Annotated in this window: 13 protein-coding genes and 1 pseudogene; 7 read left to right on the top strand and 7 right to left on the bottom strand. The window is 65.2% G+C overall.

The window, feature by feature from the left end:
• Positions 1-392 precede the first annotated feature (392 nt).
• The 5 genes from ACLP4W_RS03600 to ACLP4W_RS03580 form a co-directional block, all read right to left on the bottom strand.
• On the bottom strand, positions 393-584 hold the full coding sequence (locus ACLP4W_RS03600) for a hypothetical protein (RefSeq protein ID WP_442384193.1): 192 nt from the start codon (positions 582-584) through the stop codon (positions 393-395).
• Positions 585-871: 287 nt separating this feature from the next.
• Complete coding sequence (locus tag ACLP4W_RS03595; protein ID WP_442384209.1) at positions 872-1,495, bottom strand: DUF7002 family protein; 624 nt, start codon at positions 1,493-1,495, stop codon at positions 872-874.
• A 51-nt stretch (positions 1,496-1,546) separates the two neighbouring features.
• On the bottom strand, positions 1,547-3,214 hold the full coding sequence (locus ACLP4W_RS03590; RefSeq protein ID WP_442384191.1) for an adenylosuccinate synthetase: 1,668 nt from the start codon (positions 3,212-3,214) through the stop codon (positions 1,547-1,549).
• Positions 3,211-4,656, bottom strand: a complete 1,446-nt coding sequence (locus tag ACLP4W_RS03585) for an ImmA/IrrE family metallo-endopeptidase (RefSeq protein WP_442384189.1) — start codon at positions 4,654-4,656, stop codon at positions 3,211-3,213. The genes ACLP4W_RS03590 and ACLP4W_RS03585 overlap by 4 nt, the downstream gene beginning before the upstream one ends.
• Positions 4,657-4,710: 54 nt before the next feature.
• Positions 4,711-5,235 carry a hypothetical protein gene (locus ACLP4W_RS03580; protein WP_442384187.1) on the bottom strand — a complete coding sequence of 175 codons (525 nt, stop codon included), beginning with the start codon at positions 5,233-5,235 and terminating at the stop codon, positions 4,711-4,713.
• Positions 5,236-5,322: 87 nt separating this feature from the next.
• On the opposite strand from ACLP4W_RS03580, the gene purB reads away from it, so the two are divergent.
• On the top strand, positions 5,323-6,612 hold the full coding sequence (gene purB, locus ACLP4W_RS03575; RefSeq protein WP_442384185.1) for an adenylosuccinate lyase: 1,290 nt from the start codon (positions 5,323-5,325) through the stop codon (positions 6,610-6,612).
• Positions 6,613-6,968: 356 nt separating this feature from the next.
• On the opposite strand, the gene ACLP4W_RS03570 is transcribed toward purB, so the two are convergent.
• Together ACLP4W_RS03570 and ACLP4W_RS03565 are read right to left on the bottom strand one after the other, a co-directional pair.
• Positions 6,969-7,136 (bottom strand): hypothetical protein, encoded by a 168-nt coding sequence (locus ACLP4W_RS03570; RefSeq protein ID WP_442384213.1) that lies wholly within the window; start codon positions 7,134-7,136, stop codon positions 6,969-6,971.
• A 271-nt stretch (positions 7,137-7,407) separates the two neighbouring features.
• Positions 7,408-7,557 (bottom strand): annotated as a pseudogene (locus ACLP4W_RS03565) (DUF2637 domain-containing protein); the annotation flags it as partial.
• On the opposite strand from ACLP4W_RS03565, the gene ACLP4W_RS03560 reads away from it, so the two are divergent.
• The 6 genes from ACLP4W_RS03560 to drmC all read left to right on the top strand — a co-directional run bounded on the left by ACLP4W_RS03560 (position 7,495) and on the right by drmC (position 22,119).
• Complete coding sequence (locus ACLP4W_RS03560; protein ID WP_442384211.1) at positions 7,495-7,911, top strand: hypothetical protein; 417 nt, start codon at positions 7,495-7,497, stop codon at positions 7,909-7,911. The pseudogene ACLP4W_RS03565 and the gene ACLP4W_RS03560 overlap by 63 nt on opposite strands.
• Before the next feature lie 530 nt (positions 7,912-8,441).
• Positions 8,442-11,582: a DISARM system SNF2-like helicase DrmD gene (drmD, locus tag ACLP4W_RS03555; protein WP_442384183.1), complete on the top strand. Its 3,141-nt coding sequence runs from the start codon at positions 8,442-8,444 to the stop codon at positions 11,580-11,582.
• The gene (locus tag ACLP4W_RS03550) at positions 11,582-15,652 is read left to right on the top strand and encodes a DNA methyltransferase (RefSeq protein WP_442384181.1); all 4,071 of its coding nucleotides are present in this window, start codon (positions 11,582-11,584) and stop codon (positions 15,650-15,652) included. The genes drmD and ACLP4W_RS03550 overlap by 1 nt, the downstream gene beginning before the upstream one ends.
• Positions 15,649-19,368: a DISARM system helicase DrmA gene (drmA, locus tag ACLP4W_RS03545; protein WP_442384179.1), complete on the top strand. Its 3,720-nt coding sequence runs from the start codon at positions 15,649-15,651 to the stop codon at positions 19,366-19,368. Before ACLP4W_RS03550 ends, drmA begins: the two co-directional genes overlap by 4 nt.
• Positions 19,368-21,425 carry a DrmB family protein gene (gene drmB, locus ACLP4W_RS03540; protein ID WP_442384177.1) on the top strand — a complete coding sequence of 686 codons (2,058 nt, stop codon included), beginning with the start codon at positions 19,368-19,370 and terminating at the stop codon, positions 21,423-21,425. Before drmA ends, drmB begins: the two co-directional genes overlap by 1 nt.
• On the top strand, positions 21,415-22,119 hold the full coding sequence (drmC, locus tag ACLP4W_RS03535) for a DISARM system phospholipase D-like protein DrmC (protein WP_442384175.1): 705 nt from the start codon (positions 21,415-21,417) through the stop codon (positions 22,117-22,119). Before drmB ends, drmC begins: the two co-directional genes overlap by 11 nt.
• Positions 22,120-22,122 lie beyond the last annotated feature (3 nt).

Raw genomic sequence — 22,122 nt, 5'->3', positions numbered from 1 at the left:
GACGTGGTCGGGGTCGTCGGCGGTGAAATATTCGATGATGAAGCGATGAAGCCCTGAAACGCGGCGAGCGCGATCCGCGAGCGGGTTTCGGCGACATGGACGGGCATGCCCACGGCCTCTAGCCAAGCTTGGGAATTTCGGGTCAACAGGGACAGGGTTTCCAGTGTTTTGCGAACCTTGCTGGCACACTCTTGGCACAATGGGGATTCGTCCATCGTGCGCAATTCGATCGCGGTAGGACACTGACCTGCGCAAACGCTGGTGGGCGCGGACGGTATCGAACCGCCGACCGCTGGTGTGTAAGTCCGATCGGGGCGTCTACACCGTGTCGTGCTGTCTCAGCCGGTCTCGATAACCCGCAGCGCGCCACCGGGTTTAAGGGCCGGGTTTGTCTACTGTATGTGCAGCGTGGTTGCGAGTCTTGGCACACTCGCGGCACAGCGGGGGGTCACGCCGAACGGGTGTTCGGTGAGGCGGCGACGATGGGTGGCACGTCCCGCGGCCGTGCGCGCAGGTTGGCGACCTGAGTGCTGCCCGGCGACGTCGGTCAGGCCCAGCGCCGCGCAGACATCGGAGTGGGTCATCTTTTCTGTCGTGGAGCTAAGGGTGGAGCTAAGGGGATTCGAACCCCTGCTTTGACCAGGCAAAATGCCGGTTTCCCTGCAGGTTCACTACGGTTCGTTCCGATTCAGTCCCGCTCGTTACCTGCGGTTTCGTTTTCGGGTCTTGACGGCGTCAAGAGCCAGAGTACCGGCCTCTGCCCCAGACGAACGGCATAGTCGTCAAGGCCGATCGAAACTGTAAACGCAAGGCAGGAGTGCCTTCTAATCCACTTTGACTCCGGACCTGTCGTCGCGCATCGGACTACCGCTTAGACTGGGTACCTCTCGACGATCTCCTGTCCGCGGCGCCGCTCGACCCGGATCACGTGGTCGCGGATGTCGTGGACGCCGTCGATGACTGCCAGCTCCGTCACGGCTTCGGGCACCGTCCGCTTCCGGCGACGCTCCGCGTACGGGTAGTCCTCGATGGTTGTGAATGTGCCCGACCCGCGAGCCGTCGCGTTCGGGTAGAGCGTCGCACCGGAGTTGATCGGCGACAGCCGCACACGAGCTTCATGCGCACTCAACAGGCTCTGCGTGTCGATCACCAACACGTCTTGGTCGGACTTCCGGTAGCGCCGGGCTCCGAGAAGCTTGTCCAACTTGACGGGGTGCAGCCAGAAGAACACTCGGTCGTTAAGCAAGCCCAGCCACTGCTCGACTGACATGTCGGTCAGGCAGCCTTCGAGGAACTGCAGGCGTAGCGGCGCCTGGTCCCGAATCGTGACGCGCTCGAGTGTCGGGTGGTCGGCAATTATGGAGTGCGGTCGCCGCGCTATCAGCGCAGAGTCCTCGAACGCACCCGCGGACGTACCCACGATTTGTTGTGTGGTCCATAGACCATGGTTTCTTATAGTCGGCCAACTCCCGGCCGACGCCATATGGAACAGCATTGGGTAACGCTCTGCGAGTTCGTCTCGGTGCATCAGTCTCCTTGTGTGACATCACCATTCGCGGCGGTCGATGACGCTGCGGGGGTGGAAGCGGGTCCCGATTAGCGACACCGCCGCACCGGATACCCGCTCGACCTCTTCGATGAAGTGGATCGTGTCGGTGTCGAGTTGGTCGTAGCGGCGGGCGTTCTTGTTCTGGGCGTGCAAGTAGTCCGCGAAGGTCAACGCGATGTCGGTCGCGCCGTTCAGCTCCGCGGCGCGTTTAAGAAGTTGCCAGTCGAACTCGGCGACGCGGCGCTTGTTGTCGCTGACCGATCCGCGTTCGGCCTTTCTCAACTCGTCTTCGGGTATGCCCGACCGCTCAGCGATCACGTCCCAGTCGATCTCCTGGGACATCGGGCCCGACGTCGCTCCGGTCGATGAGTTGCCGACGCGGATCGGATAGGTCCTCGTCACCATGACGACTCGCCGCAGCCGGTGCGGCCCGATCCCAGCTTCGGCCAGGCACGCGGCGGTGGTCGTGTCACGGCTGGTGACATGCGGGTAGTCGCCGTGGAACAGGCTCAGAGCGGTGCCCTGAGTCCCTTCGAGGAGCAGGCTCTTGCCGGCGCGGAAAGCATCTTCGAGCAGCTCCCCGGTCCGCTTCTGCGTGAACGGGTTGAGTTCTTCGACGTCGCGAGCGAGGCGCACTGGCGGGTCGCAGCGACGCCGGCCCACGATGCGGCGAGCTGCCGCAGCGCCGCCGCCTTTGCCGGTCGAGCTGATCTCGTCCTTCAAGGTCTGCTCGGCTTGAAGGTCGGCGGCCTCGATGATCATCGCCTGGGGGTCGATGAACAGCCGTCCGATTTCGACCTGGCAGTCGGCGATCTCATTGGAAAGCACGTCGAGATCCAGCGTCGCGCCGGGACCGATGATCAGTAGTGCCTGCGGGTTCGCCAGGGTTCCGGACGGCAGCAAGCGGTGCGTGTACGGCGGGTCGGTCGGGACCTTGTGGCCAGCGTTGGGCCCGCCGACTCTCATCAGGACGTCGTATTCGGGAGCAAGGTAGTAGGCGATGTTGCCCTTTCCTTCGCTTCCGTACTGCCCCCCGACGAGCACATCGACGAACTGACCGCTGTGAGGCGACGTCAGGCGCAGTGCTGCCGCAGCCCGGATCTCGACGTCGCCGATGGTGCATCGCTGTGTGTCGATGGACACGTCGGCTTCGGCGGCCAGGTTGATGACTTGACTTTCGGTCTCGTTCGCTCGAACGTCGGCGTAGCTGGCCAGTTCCTTTAGCCCGCTGTCGCGCTCGCTGTATCGCAGAGACAATTCGGCCTCAGGGGCATGCACGTGGATGTGGCTCACCCGAGCGGGGAATGCTTCGCGCAGCCGCTCGATCTGCTCGGCTCGGCGGCCGGCGTCGACGACGATCAGTTCGCCGATGATCTGGCCGTCGGCGATCTTCTCCGAGAGCCAGTCGGATACCCAGCTGCCGCCGGTGTCGCGGTCGAGTTGATCACCGAAGTCCTGCATCTCGCGCCGCTCGTCGGCCAGGTTGACTCCGCGGCTGATGGCGTAGTCACGCATGATGTCGGGCGTGCGTACGTGCACGGCGCCGTATCGACGTTGAAGGCGATCAGCGAGGGTGCTCTTGCCTGCGCCGACCTGTCCACTGACGACGACGATCCTCGGCACCGCGGACGCCGCCCTGTCTCCGTCGCCGCCGGGGTCGCTCATCCTGCCCGGTCCGACCGAGCGCGAGAGTTGGGATTGGTGTGCACCGTCACGGGTACACCGCGAGTGATCAGACGAGTGTGGATCAGGTCGGCGATGGCGTCCCAGCGGCCCCCCGCTTGTCCCGCACCAATGCGTGGGACGTGGACGTGGGCGCCCCGTTGAGAAGCCAGGTCAGCGATTTTGCTGAGGCATTCTGCTAGCGCGTCATACCGGAGCCGAACGGTGGCGCCTGCACCGAAGCCATTCTGGGCGACCATGCTCGCGACGGTCACCGCCCGATCACCCATCGCCTGGTCGAGGAAGTGCACGCTGCCCAGTTTCAAGTTCTCGCCATCGGCGATGGTCCATGCCCGGAATGCACGAGCGGCATCCGGAAAAGCTCTCGATAGAGCAGCCGCGACGCTGATACGTCCCCAGGCGTGGCTTGCGTCGGAAACGACGTGGGCGATCACGATGGGTTGGGTGCCGGCGTCGAGTTCGAGTAGATCCCCTGTGACGTAGTTGATCTCGGGGTGGGCGTCGGGTTGGTCGGGTTCCTCGAGCAGTGCCAGCACCCGCGAGAAGCGCCCACCCGGGTAGGGCGGGGCGCCCACGCCTTGCGCGGCGAACAGCTCGCCACCGATCTGGATCTCTCCGCACACGGTTTGTCCGACGGCGACGCAGTCGAGGAACAACGAGGCCCCGGGAAGCAGCTGACCGTGAGTCAGTGACCGTAGCGCGCTGCCGGTGGGTGTCGCCTCGGAGTGATCGGCATAGTCCAGTCGGGATACCTTCTCTCCGTTGCTGCTGACCCGGCTGAGCGCGGCCATCGTTAGCGCGCGGGGCGTGGCGCGGGTCAGGCGCCTCAACAGCGCCTCGATAGAGACATCCCAGCGTCGGCGCGTCTCCATGATGAAGTCGATGTCGGTGGCGATGTCGAGCAGCCCGGCCACCGCGTCGTCGGGCAACAGCAGCTCTGAGGCGATGACGTTGCAAAGTAGTTCGAGTTCCCAGCTATCGCCGTGGTCGGGATCGGGGACCGCCCTGCTGCCAGTCCGGTGGCGAACCTGGTCGCCGACGCCGGGAAAACACGCGTGGGCGAGTTCGTGGGCGATGCTGAAACGCAGCCGCCCGCGCGGGCGGCTCGGATTGTAGTCAATCGTCAGACCCGTGGTGCCGTCTGGGAAGGGAGCGAAGTCCCTTCCGGTCCGGTGGGTTTCGGGCGTCTTGGTGCCGAGCGACTCGGCGACGATGCGTGCGTCGGCGACCTCGTTGACTGCTCGGACATGGATACCGGCCGCGCGTGCGAGCGCCAGCACGTCCACCGGTGGCCCGTGGAGGTTGCGTGCACGCGCGACAGTGGCGAGCTGCGCGGCTACCTCACGTGCCTTGAGCAGCGGGTCGGCGCCGCCCGCGAACGCGAGTACGGACGGGTTGGACCACGCCAGGGATCGGTCGACCATGTCGGCCAGACTAGATCAACCCCCCGACGCCCTGGGAGGTGTCGAACCGGGTGATCAGAATGTGTCATCGAACGGCAGCGGAAGTTGTACTGCCAGCAGCGCTTGCACGTCGGGCGGCCGGTAGCTGGCGGGTTTGAGAACCTTACCGTCGCCGCGCAGCACCGGTCGCCCGTCTGGACCGAGTTTGGTCATATTGGAGCGGTGGATTTCGCGCAGCACCGCATCGAGGTCGATACCGTAGGTCAGCGCCGCACCGTAGGTCACGTAGGCGATGTCGGCGAGGGCATCGGCCAACGCCACGAGGTCACCGCTGCGGGCGGCGTCGGCGAACTCCTGTACCTCTTCGACGAGCAAGGCGATGCGAAGTTCGGCCAGCGCAGCGGGGACTGCAGCGGGCGCCAGGGGTCTGGCCGCACCGGGAAGACCGAACGCCCGGTGGAACTCCAAGACGCATTGCATCGGCTCGCTGAGCGGTTGCGGGCCCGGGGCCTCACCCGCGGTGTATCTGTACCGGTCGAACTGCGATGTACCCAAACCCGGTGACGCGGCGGTCAAAACACGTTCCGCAGTGCGTGCCATGCACATACTCTCGCATATCGAGGACCAGTCGCGGGGCACCCTGGGCCTGGAAGAATCGTATGTCACACCGACCGCGGGAGATGTCCAATGCTGGCGCGCTACACCTCCGAAGCGATGGCTGCCATCTGGTCTGATCAGCACAAGATTGAACTGTGGCATCGCGTCGAGTTGGCCGTCATCGAGGCGTATTGCGACGAGGGCGTCTTTCCCGCCGAGATCGCTGCGCTAGCCGCGGAGGTCCCGCCACCGTCCTGGCAGCAGGTGCTTGAATGCGAAGCCGCGACCGGCCACGACGTCGCGGCGTTCCTGCGCGCGTGGGCAGCCGATGTGCCCGACATCCTGGGTTCGCGCATCCACCGCGGACTCACCAGCTCCGACGTCGTCGACACTGCGCTGGCGATGCAACTCGCCGAAACCTCCACGATCCTAGGCGAGCAGCTGGACTCCCTGGTGTCCGTGCTGCGGGATCACGCATTGACCCATCTCGACGTCGCGCGGATCGGCCGCACCCATGGGCAACACGCGACTGAGGACACTTGGGGGCACCGTATCGCCGAGTTCGCCGCCGCGGCCGCGCGCGCCCGGACGCGGTTCAACGCAGCGGCCGACGAGGTCGCCGCCGGCAAGATCTCCGGCCCGACCGGAACCCACGAGAGCGTGCCGCGAGCGGTGGAGCACCGAGCGTTGTTGGCGCTGGGGTTGCGTCGTTCCGAAGTGTCCAGCCAGATCGTGCTACGCGACCGGATCGGATCCTGGATGTGCGAGGTCGCCGAAGTCGCCACGCTCTGCGAGGCGATCGCCACCGAGGTGCGTCTCGGTCAGCTGAGCGAGATCGCCGAAGTGTTCGAGCCAGCGGGACCCGCACAGGTCGGGTCCTCGGCCATGCCGCACAAACGCAACCCCATCAGAGCCGAGAAAATCTGCGGGCTCGCCAGGGTCGTGCGCGGCTACCTGATCCCGGTTCTCGAGGACGTGGTGTCCTGGCAGCAACGCGACATCTCACACTCGTCGGTGGAGAGAATCTGCCTGCCCGACGCGGGCGCCGCCGTCGAACACATCGTTCACCAGACAGCGAATCTGGTGGCCGGCCTCACCGTCGACGCCGCCCGCATGGCGCTCAACCTGTCGAGCGCACGGACCGCGTCACAAACTAACCGCGCCGTGGTGGTGCTGTCCGATCAGGGCATCCCCTACCTCACCGCCTATGACATCGTCACCTTCGCCGTGCACATCACCCAGCCGACGGACTTGATCGGCGACGTCGTAACGGCCGCTGCAGCACGCGGGATCGACCTCGACGTCGAACGGATCCGTGAACTCATGACATCGACACCTCTGGACCTCGACGACGTGCGCGAGCATCTCCGATCGCTCTAGCCGCCATGCCCGGACTCGGCGTCGCTCCACCAACCCGCGGCGGACCGCGGTGATCGCGGGAAGCGAATCCTGGTGGGGCGCCGACCAGCAGTTGGGCGACACGGGGGTTGGCCGCCAGCAGGGGAAATAGCGGTCAACATCATCATCACGGGTTCGCTGTACGAACGGCGATTAATAAGTCAGTGCACCCGAGTGCGTTGGCAGCAAAGCGAGCACGTGGGACTGAGTAGTGCGCGAACCGTTGTCGCAGTGGGTTGGCGGACGACCCTGGAGTTCCTCAACCGATGTCCAGGCGCCACCATCTTGGAGTGGTGGGGTGCGAAATCGCGCATCATCATTTCGCGGTCGCGGGTCAGTCAGCCGACTGCCTCGAACTCCGGTTGCCGGCGTTCAGTTGCGGCCTTCACGATGCGTTGCGCAGTCCGGTAGTTGATGCCTGCTGCTTTGGCGGCACCGTTGATCGACGCCCCGTCGCGCGTTGCAGCCAGTACCGCAATCACCTTCTCGACGGGCTGTGTAGTCACTCCGGATGCAATCAGCTCCGATGCAAGTTCTGCATCGCCCTCTATCGCCTCGATTTGCGCCGAGTCCTGCGTTGTGGGTGCGGTCCGGAGCTGTTCCGGTGCAGGCCTGCCTCTGTGATCGTGTATTCGTCAGCGCAGACCCCTTTAACTGGGCCTTTGCACTCTGAGTCGGTGTCTGCGCCAACCCTCGCATCGGGCGTTTTTCTGCACAGGCCGATATGGCCGCTGCGCGGGAGCGGCGCGCCGGCTTGTCCCCGAGCGCAACAAGCATCAAGGTGCTGACCGCCACCGTTGTATCGACGATTGCAGGGAAGACCCATGCTGTTGCAGGGCTGTATCCAATGGCTTGCATCAGATCTTGCAGCGCCAGGAAACTCAGAGCGAACGCACCAACGCCGATGGCTGCAACGGCACCGACCACCCAGCAGTAGACCGTGCCGGAAGCCCCACCCCGAACGGCAAGCGCAATGCCGTGCACGGCACCAAGCAGTGCGATGGGCGGCACCGCCGCGGCGACGAGCTGGACGACGATGTGTGGGATGTGGGGCAGCACCGCGTGCGCGACGTTGCCTGCGAGGCTGACTGTGGTCGCGCCGATCAGGAACCACCAGAAGAACCGGACCGCCCGGCGGTGGTTCGTCTGGGTGATCCCGGGTGGTCATCGGTTGCCACTCCCGCCTGTGAGGTCGTACGTCGGGTCATCTCTGACGAGAAGTCCCTCCGATTGCACCGAGACCTCTACCCCGCTTTTTTGGGCCTGGCATCGGAGGATTGACACACTCGTCACTGCTCACCGATAACCCCCAGGATCGGTTACGCAGAGTGTGCCTCACATAGACGACGGGCATGGGACGATCCGCGATCTCGGGTCGCTCGTAGGGATACCGTTGCTCCATGAGAGCACCCTCTGCCGAGACAGAGGTTCGCCAACTGACCGCATCGCAACGATCCGCGATCCGAAGGGGCATTCGTGACGCTCTCGCGCACCAACCGGCCGGCCCGATACTGCGCAAGGTATGTGACTCCTACCAGCAGAAATACGGACTATCCCACAAAGCCCTTCAACACCTCATGGACGGTCAGTTGGCATTGCTCGCACCTGAACATCTCACCACCAGCCAGAAGTCGAGGTTGCGGAGGGACTTTCGCAGCGCGAAAGCAATCACTGAGCGTTCAGCGCGGGATCAGGCAATTGAAGCACTTTGTCGACGATGCGAGGCCTTGTACGGCGTTTCGCGAGCGACGTTTCAGGCGATTGTCGGCCTGGAGTGCGATAGTGTCCGCCGAGATGCCAAACCAGTTGGAGTGAAGCCCCCCGTGCCTGTCGTGACCTCTCCGCCAGAACCAGGCCAAGTAGTCGAAGTTCGAGGGTCCACATGGGCGGTTGCGAACGTCCAGGCGCAAGGATTGCCGCGTAGCCCTGCCGATGAAGCGACCGCTCAACTGAACCATGTCGTAGACCTGCAGTCGCTCGATGAGGACCGACTTGGTGAGCAGCTGGCGGTCATCTGGGAGTTGGAAGTCGGACAAACCGTCACCCCGGCGCAGGGACTTCCGGAGCACATCAACCCCGAGGCGTTTGACGACCCCGTTGCGTTGGCGGGTTTCGTCGACGCCATGCGGTGGGGAGCCGTCACGTCGGCCGACCCGAACCGCTACCAGGCTCCGTTCTGGTCAGGCGCGGCCGTGGAGGCCTACCAGCTCGAGCCGCTGCGTCGCGCCCTGGCCAGCCCACGCGCCAACCTGCTGCTAGCCGACGACGTCGGTTTGGGTAAGACCATCGAGGCTGGTCTCGTTCTGCAAGAGCTGTTCCTCCGGCACCGGGCGCGGACTGCGGTCATCGTCTGCCCGCCCAGTCTTGCGCTGAAGTGGCAGGACGAGATGCGCGAGAAGTTCGGGCTCGATTTCACCATCGTCAACAGCCAACTCATGGCCGACGTGCGCCGCAGCCACGGCCTGCAGGCCAACCCGTTCCTGCTCTACCCGCGGGTGATCGTCAGCATGGCGTGGCTGCCGAAAGTCCGCGCCCAACGGCTGTTGCGCGGCGTCTACGCCCAGACGGCGAACCCCAACTCCGGCAAGCGGTTCGCCTTCGATGTTCTGATTGTTGACGAGGCTCACCACGTGGCGCCTGCAAGCCCTTCGACGGTGGCCAGCGGCCGGGGCTACGCGGTCGACACCCAGCGCACGGTGGCGGTGCGCCAACTGGCCGACAAGTGCGAGCACCGCCTGTTTTTGAGCGCGACTCCACACAACGGCTACCCCGAGTCGTTCACCGCGCTGATGGAGATGATCGACCCGCGCCGGTTCTCCCGCGGCGCGATGCTGGATTCCCAGGCGCTCAAAGACGTGGCGGTGCGCCGGCTTAAGAGCGACTTAACCGGCAAGGGATTCAAGGACCGCCAGGTGAAGACCATGATTTTCACGCCCGATGACAGCGAGCAGGAGATGTTCTCCTCGCTCGATGACATCGTCACCCGCAGCGCCAAACTCAACGGCACCAAGCCCGGTGGCGACATTGTGGCGATGCTGTTCAAGAAGCGGTTCCTGTCCAGCCCGTTCGCGTTTGGGATGACGCTGAGTCACTACCTGAGTTCCAAGGCCCGCCGTGGTCTGACCGACGACGACTACGACGACATCTTCGGGGAGGGTCAGTCCGACGAAGAGGAAGGTCTGTGGGAGCACGACGAAGCCGAACGGCTCCGTGAGTCCAAGCAGTCCGACCCGCTCAGCGCCGCCGCGCCCGGGCACCTCGAAAAGCTCGCGCACTGGGGATTGGACTACGAGGCCCGCCCAGACTCCCGTTTGGAGGCACTCATCAAGTTCCTCGACGCGGTATGCCGACCGGACGGCAAGCATTGGACAAACGAACGGGTCGTGGTGTTCACCGAATACGCCCATACCGCGGACTGGTTGCAGCGGGTTCTGGCCCAGCGGGGCTATGCCGACCGGCTGGCCGTGATCCAGGGATCGACACCGCCGGAGGATCGGGAGTACATCCGGTCCCAGTTCACCGCGGACCCGTCCAAGGAGCCGGTGCGGGTGCTGCTGGCCACCGATGCTGCCGGGGAAGGCATCGACCTGCAAACCTATTGCCACCGCCTGGTCAACTTTGATATCCCATTCAACCCATCGCGGATCGAACAGCGCATCGGCCGTATCGACCGCTACGGGCAGACCCAGGAGCCTGAGGTCTACCATTTCCTGCCGGATAGTTCGGCGTCTACGTATGCCGCCGACGCCGACTTCATGGGGCGCATCGCCAAGAAGGTCGCCCAGGTCGAGCACGACCTCGGCAAGGTCAATCAGGTCATTGGCGCCGATATCCAGCAGCATTTCGCTGGCCGCGCCCCGGCCAAGCGCAAAGCCAAGGGTGTGGACGCCAACGAGGTGATCAACGCGGCGTTGGCCGGCGGCATGGAACTCAACGCCCGACTCACCCAACTGGAGAAGGAGTTCGATTCCTCGCGTGCCGAGTTGCATCTGCAGCCTGCCAATCTGCGTCGCGTCGTCGACACCGCGCTGCGGATCAACCGCCAGCCGGCGCTGATACCGGTGGGTGACGAGCGCACCGACGCCGAGGTGTTCCAGCTGCCGAGCTTGACGGTCGGTTGGCAGGACGCCCTCAAGGGTTTGGATACCCGGCTGAATCCTGGTGTGCTGCGGCCGATCACGTTCGATCCCGGGGCCGCTGAGGGCCGCAGTGATCTGGTGTATGTGCACCTCGGCCATCCGATCGTCCAGAAAGCCCAACGGTTGCTTCGTCGTTCGCTGTGGAGCGTTGATGCCCCGCTGAACCGGGTGAGCGCGGTCGTCGTCGCCGACCTGCCGGACTCGTTCGTCGCCGCGGTCACCCGCATGGTGCTTGTCGGCCGAGGTGGACTGCGGCTGCATGAGGACGTGTTCCTGGTGGGTGTCCGGTTGAAGGGCCGCCGCGCAATGGCCGAGGAGAAAGCCGAAGCCGCCCTCGACCACGCCCTCGACGCCGGGCGCCTCAAGCCCGCGGACAAACGCCTGCGCACCGACCTGTGTGAGCTGTGGAACGCACCGGGCGTCCCGCTGCGCGTCCGTCTGCTGGAGTCGATGGAGGCCCGGGCGGCTCGCCGCCACGAACTGGTGCTCGAACAGCTCGACAAGCGGCAGAGCGCCGATACCCAACGCGCACATGACATCTTCGCTGCGTTTCGTGCGAATCTGCGCGACTCGCTGGCCCGGCTGCGCACCAAGGACGCCGAAGCCGATGCCATGCTGTGGGCTGATGACCAGCAGCTGCAGTGGCGCCGCGACATCGAGGCGATGCAGCACCGCCTCGGGGATCTCGATGACGAGGAAGCCCGGGAAATCGCGGCCATCTCCGAGCGCTACGCCGAGGTGAAACCGCACACCACCGCGGCGGCTGTGGTATTCGCGTTGACGGCCGAGGACGCCAAGGGAGGTTTGCGGTGATGGCCCGCCCACCGCGTCGCCCGCCGCTGGCCAGTGCCTCAGATCTGCACCGCCAGTGGCTGGAGTTGGTCGACACCGACGGGCCGTTCCTGGCCGTCCCACCGCTCAAGCGGGTGTGGCCGCAGGGCATGCCCGCGCTGCCCGAGGAGCGCAAGGACGCGTTGACATACGCGCGCAAGGACTTCGAGGCCGCGTGGGAGGCCTTCGACCGTGCTGGCGGCGGCGAGACCGCCGCAGCCGTCGACGGCTACCGGGTGGCCCGCGACAAGTTCGTCGAAACTGTCCTGCGCGACGTGGCCGGATGGTCGGAGTCGCTGACCTGGGGCCAGGTGCCCGGCGTGCAGGCGCAGTCACCCAACCGGCTCGTCACGGTCACCGCCCAGGCTGCGCTGACCGGCCCCGACGGCGTTGGCGCGCTCGTGTACCTGGTTGATCCGGTCGACTCGCTGCGCGACACCCCCAACGATCTGTGGGCGGCCACACCGGTCGACCGGATGGAAGCTCTGCTGCGCGACAACAGCGTCGAGATCGGCATTGTCACCGACGGCCGCTGGTGGGGACTGGTTTGTGCGCGCCCGGGCAGCATGGCCGCCTCCGGGATCGTCGACGCCCTGACCTGGGTTGAGGAGCCGCGTACCCGCGACGCCTTCCTGACCGTCATCGGCCGGCAGTACATTATCGGCGGTGACCCCGCCGAACGTCTCCCGGTGCTGTTCGCCGAATCCGTCGCCGCCGCCGAGGAAATCACCGAAGCCCTCGGCGCGCAGGTGCGCCGCGCCGTTGAACTGCTGATCCAGTCGTTCTCCGAATCCGCGGCCGAAGCCCGCCGGCGCGGCCAGCCCGATCCGCTGCCCGCCGACACCCACCAAACCTATGAGGCCGCCGTCACGATCATGATGCGGGTGGTGTTCCTGCTCTTTGCCGAGGAACGCGGCCTGCTGCCCTCCGGGCAACTGTTCGACCAGGCCTACGGAATCTCCCGCGAACTGGACCGCCTGCAAAACCGCGAAACCCAGGAAAGCGAAGAAGCCCTCGATTCGACGTTCCTAACATGGCATCGGCTGCTGGCCACCAGCCAGGCCCTCTACCGCGGCGCTTCCTTCGAAAGCATGCGGATGCCAGCCTACGGCGGCTCCCTGTTCGATCCGGCCCGCTTCCCGTTCCTCACCGACACCACCGAACACCGCACACTCGCACTGACCGTCTCCGACCGGGTGATGCTGCACGTCTTACGCTCCGTGCAGCTCGCGATGCTGCGAGGTGGGGAGGCGCGACGAATCTCCTTCCGCGACATCGACGTCGAACAGATCGGCTACATCTACGAAGGCCTGCTGGGCTACACCGCCATCACCGCCGCCGAGACCTACCTCGGCCTGCGCGGCACCGCCGGCGAGGAACCCGAGATACCCCTGTCGACCCTGGAAGCCCTCGCGATCAAGCACCGCGACCCCAAATCACTGGCCACCGGCATCCTCGCCTGGGTGGAACGCGACCAGCCCGCCGCCAAGCCTCAGTCCGCGGCGGCGATCGCCAAAGCCATTGGCGCCCAGCCCGCGCCGAATGTCGTCAGCGCGGTGACCCAGATCCTCGGCCACGACGACGATCTGCTGAAGCGGGTGCTGCCCTGGCTGGGCTTGGTGCGCCTGGACCTGCGCGGCCGCCCCATGGTCGTGCTTGACGGCGGCCTGATGGTCAAAGAGACGCCGTCCCGACGGAACTCCGGAACCCACTACACTCCGAAGTCCCTCGCCGAGGAAGTGGTGCTACACGCCCTGCAGCCCCTCTGTTACGAACCGGGCTCATACCAGACCGCTGACGAGGCCCAGTGGAAGCTCAAGTCCTCCTACGACATCCTGAGCTTAAAGGTGGCCGACATTGCCTGCGGCTCCGGAGCATTCCTGGTTTCTGCCGCCCGGTATCTCGCCGACCGGGTGGTCGAAGCCTGGATGGCCGAAGACCTCGCCAACGCTCAACGCCGGGATCTGCACATGCGCGCCATCCGCGAAGTTGTCGCTCGCTGCCTCTACGGCGCCGACATCAACGACATGGCCGTCGAGATGTGCAAACTCTCACTGTGGCTGGTCTCCCTCGACCGCGACCTGCCGTTCTCCTTCGTCGACGACAAGATCTTCCTCGGCAACTCCTTAATCGGCCTGACCAGCCTCGATCAGCTGCGCAAGCTGCACATCGACCCCAGCCGAGTGCCCGCCGCGGACATGTTCGACATCTTCGACGTCGATATCGACCCCATCATCGCCAAAGCCGCCGACTTGCGACGCGACTTGGCCAGCGAGATCAAAGAACTCGACCCCGCCCGCAACAGCGCCGCCAAACACCGCCGACTCGCCGAACTCCACCGCGTCACCAACGACCTCCGCCAGATCGCCTACGGCGTCGTCGCTGCCGGCCTTCAAGTGGGCGGGAACCCCGGCCGCACGCTCGACCACGCATACGAGAACCTACGCAGCGCAGTCAAAGCCGCACATCCTAACTTCGGCCAACCGGACGCTTCCCATCTCAAGTCAATCATTGACCGTGGGCTTACCCCAGAGGTTCCCACCGACTACAGGCGATGGCGGCCAAACCACTGGGTCATCGAGGCTCCAGACGTGATCGTCGAGCGGGGCGGTTTCGACGCGATCATTGGAAACCCGCCATTCCTCGGAGGGAAGAAGCTCACGGGTGCGTTCGGGACGAACATTCGCGACTGGCTGGTCAATGTCCTTGCCGGAGGGACTAAAGGAAGCGCTGACCAGGTGGCCTACTTCTTTCTCCGTGCGCAGTCCCTGTTGTCATCCCGCGGAACGCTGGGGCTGATTGCTACCAACACCATCGCCCAAGGTGATACCCGCGAGGTCGGGCTCGACCAGATGGTCGAGGCGGGGTTCACGATCACGCGCGCCATCCAGAGTCGGTCGTGGCCTGCGTCAACTGTCAACCTAGAGTTCGCAGCAGTATGGGGAAGCCTCGGGCATGTAGCGGACGACGTGCCGCGCATCAGCGATGACGAGCCAGTAAAGCGCATCACCACACTTCTTGAACCTGGCAGACGAGTCGAGGGCAACCCCGAGCGGCTCGTGGAGAATGCGAACATTGCCTTCCAGGGGTGCGTTGTGCTTGGTATGGGATTTGTGATCGAACCCGCCGAGGCACAGGCATGGATCGCCGAGGATCCGCGCAATGCCGAGATCCTATTTCCGTATCTGAGTGGCGAAGATCTGAACCAGCGTTCCGACGGCTCGGCTTCGCGCTGGGTCATCGACTTTTTTGGGCAAACGATCGAGCAGGCTGCCAGGTACGCGCAACCAATGAGTCGGGTGCGCTCCAGCGTGAAACCTGAGCGCGATAGGAAGCGTCGCCAAGCGTACCGCGAAAATTGGTGGTTGTTCGCGGAGAACGCATTGGCCATGCGGGAAGCGATCGCTGATTTCGACCACGTACTGGTCATGGCGCAGGTCAGCAAGGCAGTAATGCCGCTGCGAGTACCGACTGGTCAGATTTTCAATCACAAACTTGTTGTCTTCGCAACCGACAGGTACGGCGATCTGGCACTGCTTTCTTCGAGCATCCACCAATCCTGGGGAATCAAATATTCGTCCACGTTGGAGACACGGGTCAGCTACGCCCCCAGTGACGCACTTCTGACATTTCCGCGATGTCCCAATACCGACTGGCTCAATGACATCGGCGCCTCGCTTGACCGAGAACGCCGCGACATGATGTTGCGCCGGAACTTGGCCCTGACCAAGCTCTACAACCTTGTCAACGACCCAGAGATTACCGATGCCTCCGACCCAGATGTGGCGCGGCTGCGGGCGATCCACGTGGAACTGGATGAGGCGGTGCTGAACGCCTACGGCTGGTCGGATGTCCCGCTAGATCACGGCTTTCATACTTATCGGCAGATGGGGCGCTGGACGGTCAGCCCGGCGGCGCAGGTGGAGATTCTGGACCGGCTGTTGGAGGAGAATCAACTTCGGGCCGCTAAGGAGGCTGCTGCCGCGAAGCCGAATCGGAAAGGCCGCCAAGGTAAGCCAGCGTCGGATGATGAGGAGACGCTGTTCTCATGACCGACACCAGCGAGCGGACGAAAGGCCCTGAGGAGTCGTATCAGCTGACGTACGAGCCCGACGGCACGTCATTCACTGTCCGAGAAAACCTGGTTGACATCTTGGAGCGTGAGCTGCTCGGTCCCATCCACGGTCCCGAGGAGGTGCTCCCGTTCAGTCCGCGGTCGCAGTACCTGGTGGGGTTGATCGCCCCGGTCAAGCTCACCAGTGGCACGTCAGCGACCAATCATGACGACGAGACCGACAGTGAACGTGGCCATCTCGTCGACACCCAGGCGAGTGGGGAGGCGGGCGCGGGGGTCCGGGGTGTGCCCGCGGCGGCTGCCGATGAGACGGAGGCCGAGGCTGAGGACGATGATGGTGAGGATCGGGCTCCGAAGCAGGGGTTGATCATTCCGGCGTCGATGGGTCTGCGTTTCCAGGTGCCGACCGATCTGGACTCGTTCACGGTGACCGCCTCCTGGGGTGCCTATGAGACGGTGCAGACCGACCAGGTCACCAAAGCTGGTCGCCCGATTAGCCATTACCAGCGCACGCCTGTGGAGGAGACCCGCACCATCGCGCTGGCGGATCTGCCGGCGGGTCAGACCGTGACGGTGCCGCTGCGTGAGGCGATCTGTCTGCGCCTGGATCGCTATACCGATCCGGTCTCGGATCGGGTGCTGGTTGAGATCGCGTTGTGTAATGACCGGGAGACCCCGGCGCCGATCCCGATCGGCATGTGGATGTTCCAAACCAAGCTGCATGTGTCCGCCGGGGGCGAGGCCGTCTTGCTGCCGGTGCACGACCCGTTGGAACAGGACTGGTCTGACCCTGACCCAGAAGTCCAGCGGCTGAACCTTCAGTACCGCAACCGTTTGGAGTATGCGGTCGGGCGGACCTGCTCGGTGCACTGGCAGGTGGAGCCCGGTGCCCGTCGGGCCAGCGCGGTGTGGACCACGTGGCTGCCGATCGCCGAGACCCCGCAGACCCAAGCCCGTTCGGTGGAGGACGCGCTGCTGTCCATGGACGGGTTGGCGACCGCTTCGCCCGAGCAGCTGCGAAACGGGTTGGAGCCGTTGATTTCCGGGTACGGCGACTGGCTTGACGGTCAGGAGACGATCGCCGCGGAGTTGCCCGAGCATCTGCGCTCGACGGCGGAGTTGGTGTTGTGGGATGCCCGCAAAACCCAGCAGCGGCTGCTGGCCGGCTTGGATCACCTCACCGCCGACCCTGAGGCGCTACGTTGCTTCCGGTTCATGAATAAGGTGATGCGCGATCAGCGCATCGCCTCGCAGGTCGCCGCCGAACGGGCATCAGACCCGTCACTAACGGTGGAAGCGGCCCGCGACAAGATTGCCGCGCTGGGCGAGGGGGCCGCGTCTTGGCGGCCGTTCCAGCTGGCGTTCATCTTCATGCAGCTCGGCGCGCTGACCGACCCGACCTCACCGCTGCGCAGCGACGATCACCAGGCGCGGGTGGAGTTGCTGTTTTTTCCCACCGGCGGCGGCAAGACCGAGGCGTATCTGGGTCTGGCTGCCTACACCTTCGCGATCCGGCGCAGACAGGGCGTGGTGGAGTCGCCCGACGGTCCGCTGCATGGCCGCGACGGGGTCGCAGTGTTGATGCGCTACACGCTGCGGCTGCTGACCGCCCAGCAGTTTCAGCGTGCCACCGCGCTGGTGTGCGCTGCGGAACTGGCTCGTCGCGCCGATGAGCAGACCTGGGGGGTTGAGCCGTTTCGCATCGGGCTGTGGGTGGGCACCGATGTCAGTCCGAAGCGCTTCGAGGAAGCCGACGAGCAGCTGCGCAAAGCCTTCGAGTTCGGCGCGTATCGGCTGACGGTGTTGCAGATTCAGCGATGCCCGTGGTGCGGTACCCCGATCACCGCCGCCCAGGTGAAGGCCGATGCCGCATCGCGACGGGTGTTGGTGTTCTGCGGGGACGAGCTCGCGCGCTGCCCGTTCGCCAAGGGTGGTGCGGTCGCTGAGGGTCTGCCGGTGCTGACGGTGGATGAGGAGATCTACCGCCTCACACCGGTGTTCGTCATCGCCACCGTCGATAAGTTCGCCCGGCTGGCCCGCGAGGGCGAAGCCGCCGCGCTGTTCGGGTATGTCGGTCGGCGCTGCGGCCGCCACGGCTACGTGCACCCCGACTACGCCGGCTGCAGCATCACCACCACCCACCCGGCCACCGACAACCACCCGGCGGCCACGGTGCGTCCCGTCGACCGGCTCCGCCCCCCGGACCTCATCATCCAGGACGAGTTGCATTTGATCACCGGGGCGTTGGGTACTGCCGTCGGGCTGTTCGAGGTCGCGGTGGACACCCTTGCTTCTTGGGAGTTTGAGGACGGCAGGGCGGTGCGGCCTCTGATCGTGGCCTCTACGGCGACGGTCCGCAACGCCGAACAGCAGATCCGCGGACTGTACGGGCGGCGAGTGGAGATGTTCCCGCCCCAGGTGCTCGACGTCGCCGACACCTACTTCTCCCGCGAACTGCCGATCACCCCGTCGACCCCGGGCCGGCGCTATCTCGGCATCAGCGCTCAAGGCGTGCGGCTGTCCAGCGCCGAGATCCGAGTATCCGAAGTGCTGCTGTCAGCCGGGCAGCTGCTGTTCGACCGCTGCGGGGCGGCCGCCGACCCGTACATGACGCTGGTGGGCTATTTCAGCGCGACCCGGGAGCTGGCGGGTATGTCCCGCTACATGGATGACGACGTGCAGAGCCGGGTCAAGCGGCCCCGCAAGGACTCCGGCTTCTCAGCGCGTCTCGGGGCAGCGTTCGGACTGCTCAACAAAGGCGAGTTGACTGCCCGCATTGCCTCCTCAGAGATTGGCGAGACGCTGGACCGCCTCGGGCTGGAGTTCGACCCCGGCTACGACACCACCGAGGCGTTCACCGCGCGTCTGGCGGAGAAGAACGCAGGCAAGAAGGTCGACACCCGCAAGGAGATGCCGTTCGACGTGGTGCTGGCAACCTCGATGCTGCAGGTCGGTGTCGACGTGCAGCGCCTGGGTTTGATGCTGGTCGTCGGGCAGCCGAAGAACACCGCCGAATACATCCAGGCCTCTTCCCGGGTCGGCCGGGACCCGACGCGGCCGGGACTGGTTGTGGCACTGGGTAACTGGGCTCGTCCACGCGACCTGGCGCACTTCGAGCAGTTCCGCCACTACCACGAAACCTTCTACGCCCAGGTGGAGGCACTCTCGGTCACCCCGTACTCGCCAACCTCCCTGGAACGCGGTATTGACGGCTTGTTGATCAGCACCGCACGGGTCATGCAGGGCAATCTGGCCGACGGGCTGTCCCAGGAGCGCAGCGCCTGGCGGATCAAAGACCAGCGCAGTGCGGTCGAGGCGGTCTTCGAGCGGCTCAAGAAACGCATCCAGGCCGCCGCGCAGCGCGACGAGCCAGTCAAACAGGCCAGCGATCTGCTCGTCAATCGGCTCGACCGCTGGGTCGAACGCGCCCAGCGCGCCGCGCAGATGAGCAAGACACTGGTCTACGAGCGCACCGGTGAGGACGACAAGTATCTGCCGCTGATCATGAGCCCGGAGAACGCCCGGGCGGCGGTGGGCGATTCCACCCAGGCGCCGTTCGTCGTCGCCAACTCCATGCGGGAAGTCCAACCCGATATCAACGTCCTGGTCAGCCCGATTCCCGAGCGGCTGTTCGCGCGCAAGCCTGAGGCAGTGCCGGACTGGGTCCTCCCCGTGGCCGCTGAGGAGTCCTGATGACCGAGACGATCCCCGACGCCGAAATGCTGCACGAGCCCGGCGAAACCCTCGACCCGCTCGGCGATGTGGAAACCGATACCGCCAAGAACCGGGCGAAGGTCGGCTCGGCGCGTCCCTCGTCGTTGCTCTACACCTACGGGCCGGGGTCGATCATGGACCTGCCCGGGTTCTCGGTGATGCCCGCCGGTCTGGACGACTGGGACCCGATCTGGAAACGCCGCGAACACATTCCGGTGATCGTCGAGCCGCGCCTGCTACGGGTGGTGCGCATGCATCTGGGAGAGCAGGTCGACGCGTTGCGGCCGTTTCCCTGGCAACCCAAGCGGGCAGCGTTCTCCAAAGAAGGTGTCGACCTAGGTATCCCGGCGCGGGTGTTTCCGCAGTGGTTGCGCTGCACCGGATGTGACTACCTGGGCCCGCTTCCGCGGTTCAGCTACACCAACACCCATCCCTACCGCCCCGACCTCGCGCAGTTCACCCACCGCGCCTGCCCCGGCCGCGGACGGCCAACGACAGGCTCGACACGCCGGAAACGGGAAAGCCCCGCGGTTCCCGCCCAGCACCTGCTGACCTGTACTCACGGTCATCTCGACGAGTTCCCTTACACCTTATGGGTGCACCGCGGCGGCCCGTGCCCCAAGGCCGAGTCACCGGATCTGAAGATGCGCGACGCCAACGTCGGCAAGAGCGTCGGCTCCACCATCATCTGCATGGCCTGCGGTGCCACCAGGGGCATGGCCGAAGCCCAGGGCGCGGTGGGTCGGGAGAAGTTGCCGCACCAGTGCCGGGGTCGGCATCCGCACCTGAATGCCTTCGACCCCAAATGCGACGCGCGGCCGGCTCTGATCATGATGGGCGCATCGAACCTGTGGTTCGGCGCCACCCAGTCGATCATCGTGATGCCGCGCACCGACGACGAGAAGACCGAACTGCTCGCCGATCGGCTCCGCGCGGAGCTCGGCCTGGCCCAAATCACTCAGTTCGGTCAGCAGATCGAGTTCATCCGCGCCCTGGCGGGTGCTAAGAACCTCGACGTCACCGGCCTCAGCGACGCCGATCTGGCCGCCGCGGTCGCCGAGGCGCTGACCCCGCCGGAGACCGAGGAGCAGCGCAGCGAGCGGCAGAAGAGCTGGGATCCGATCGAACTGCTCATCCCCGAATGGCGCTACTTGCAAAAGCCCGCACTGTTTCCCCAGCAGCCCAATGACAGCGGCCTGATGGTCACCGAAATGCCGCGCGGCTCACAGCTTGACCCGCGCATCGAGCGGGTGATCGCGGTGAACAAGATGAAGAAAGTCAACGTGCTGCTGGGATTCACCCGCCTCGACGCGCTAGACCGCATCAGCGACGTCGCCACCCGGCTGGTGAAGCTGACCCGCAACGGCCGGCCGACCTGGGTGCCCGCGACTGAAGATCGCGGTGAGGGAATCTTCTTGCAACTCAACCTCTCCGATGTGGATCAGTGGGAAGCCGACATCTACCAAACACCGCTGTGGGCGGCTCACCGGGCAGCCCACCAGCGCAACTTCCGCAACCGGCTCTCTGAGACCGCCTCGACCTCCAGCGTCGACCCCGACACCCGCCTGCAGCCGCCGCGGTATTGGCTGCTGCACACCCTGTCGCACATCCTGATCCGTGAGATGGCGATGTCCTGCGGGTACGGCGCAGCCAGCCTGACCGAACGCCTCTACGCGTGGCCGACCACCCCGAAATGGGAAGGCGCAGCCGGAGTCCTGATCTGCACCACCGCCTCCGACAGCGAAGGCACCCTCGGCGGGCTGGTCGCCCTGGCCGAGCCGACCCGGTTCCAGGCGCTGGTGGCCTCGGCGCTGCGGCGCGCGGCGCGCTGCTCCTCAGACCCGGTGTGCGCGATGCGCACTCCGGCCGACCCGGAGGACTTCCTACACGGAGCCGCCTGCCACTGCTGCTCCTTCGCCTCGGAAACCTCGTGCGAGAAGGCGAATCGGTTCCTGGACCGTCGGTTCCTGCTGACGCTGCCGACCGCTGACGGCATGCCAGTACCGGGGTTCTTCGGGAGCCCTGATGGTCTGTGAGCCGTTTGCCGCGCTGGGAGAGTACCTGACCGCCGGCGAGGCTGAAGGGCTCGCGGCCGTGCTGGACGTCGGCGAGCACACCGTGCACGCATTGGAACAAATCAGCCCCGCCCGCCGCGGCGAGGCAGCCGCCCTGTTAGAGCGTGGCGGGCTTGGGCACAAGCAGCCCGAGTTGTCGGCAGCGGTTCTGCGCGCAATCGCCGGGGCGAAATCCGTTCACCGGGAACTGGTTCCGGTGTGGACCATGCCGGGAAACGAGGCCACCGTAGGTCACCTCACCAGCGAGTTCCACCGGATCGTCACCGGCGCGCGCATCTCGGTGACCTGCGCGACCTACAACTTCTCGCCGAGCTCGAACATGTGGACCGCATTGCGCACCGCCTCCGAGCAGCCCGGCGTGACCGTCGTCGTGTACGTCGACGCCGACAAAGGCGACCCAGCAAGCGTCAAGGCAAAGCTGTCGCGAGCCACGGTGTACCGGTCAGCCCAACTTCCCGATGGCCAGCCGATCGTTAGCCATACCAAGTTCATTATCATCGACCACGAAATCGTGCTACTCACGAGCGCGAACTTCTCCTACAACGCGGAGAACCGAAACATCGAGTTCGGGCTCTCAATCCGCGACAACGGCCTGGCGACGTCGATCGAATCTACGATGGCGGGCAAGCACGGGTCGCTGTATGAGCTGGTATGAGGC

The sequence above is a fragment of the Mycobacterium sp. genome, assembly GCF_052145595.1.
Lineage (GTDB): Bacteria > Actinomycetota > Actinomycetes > Mycobacteriales > Mycobacteriaceae > Mycobacterium.
Note: the sequence above shows the minus strand (reverse complement) of the source record. Positions and strands in the feature narration are given on the sequence as shown.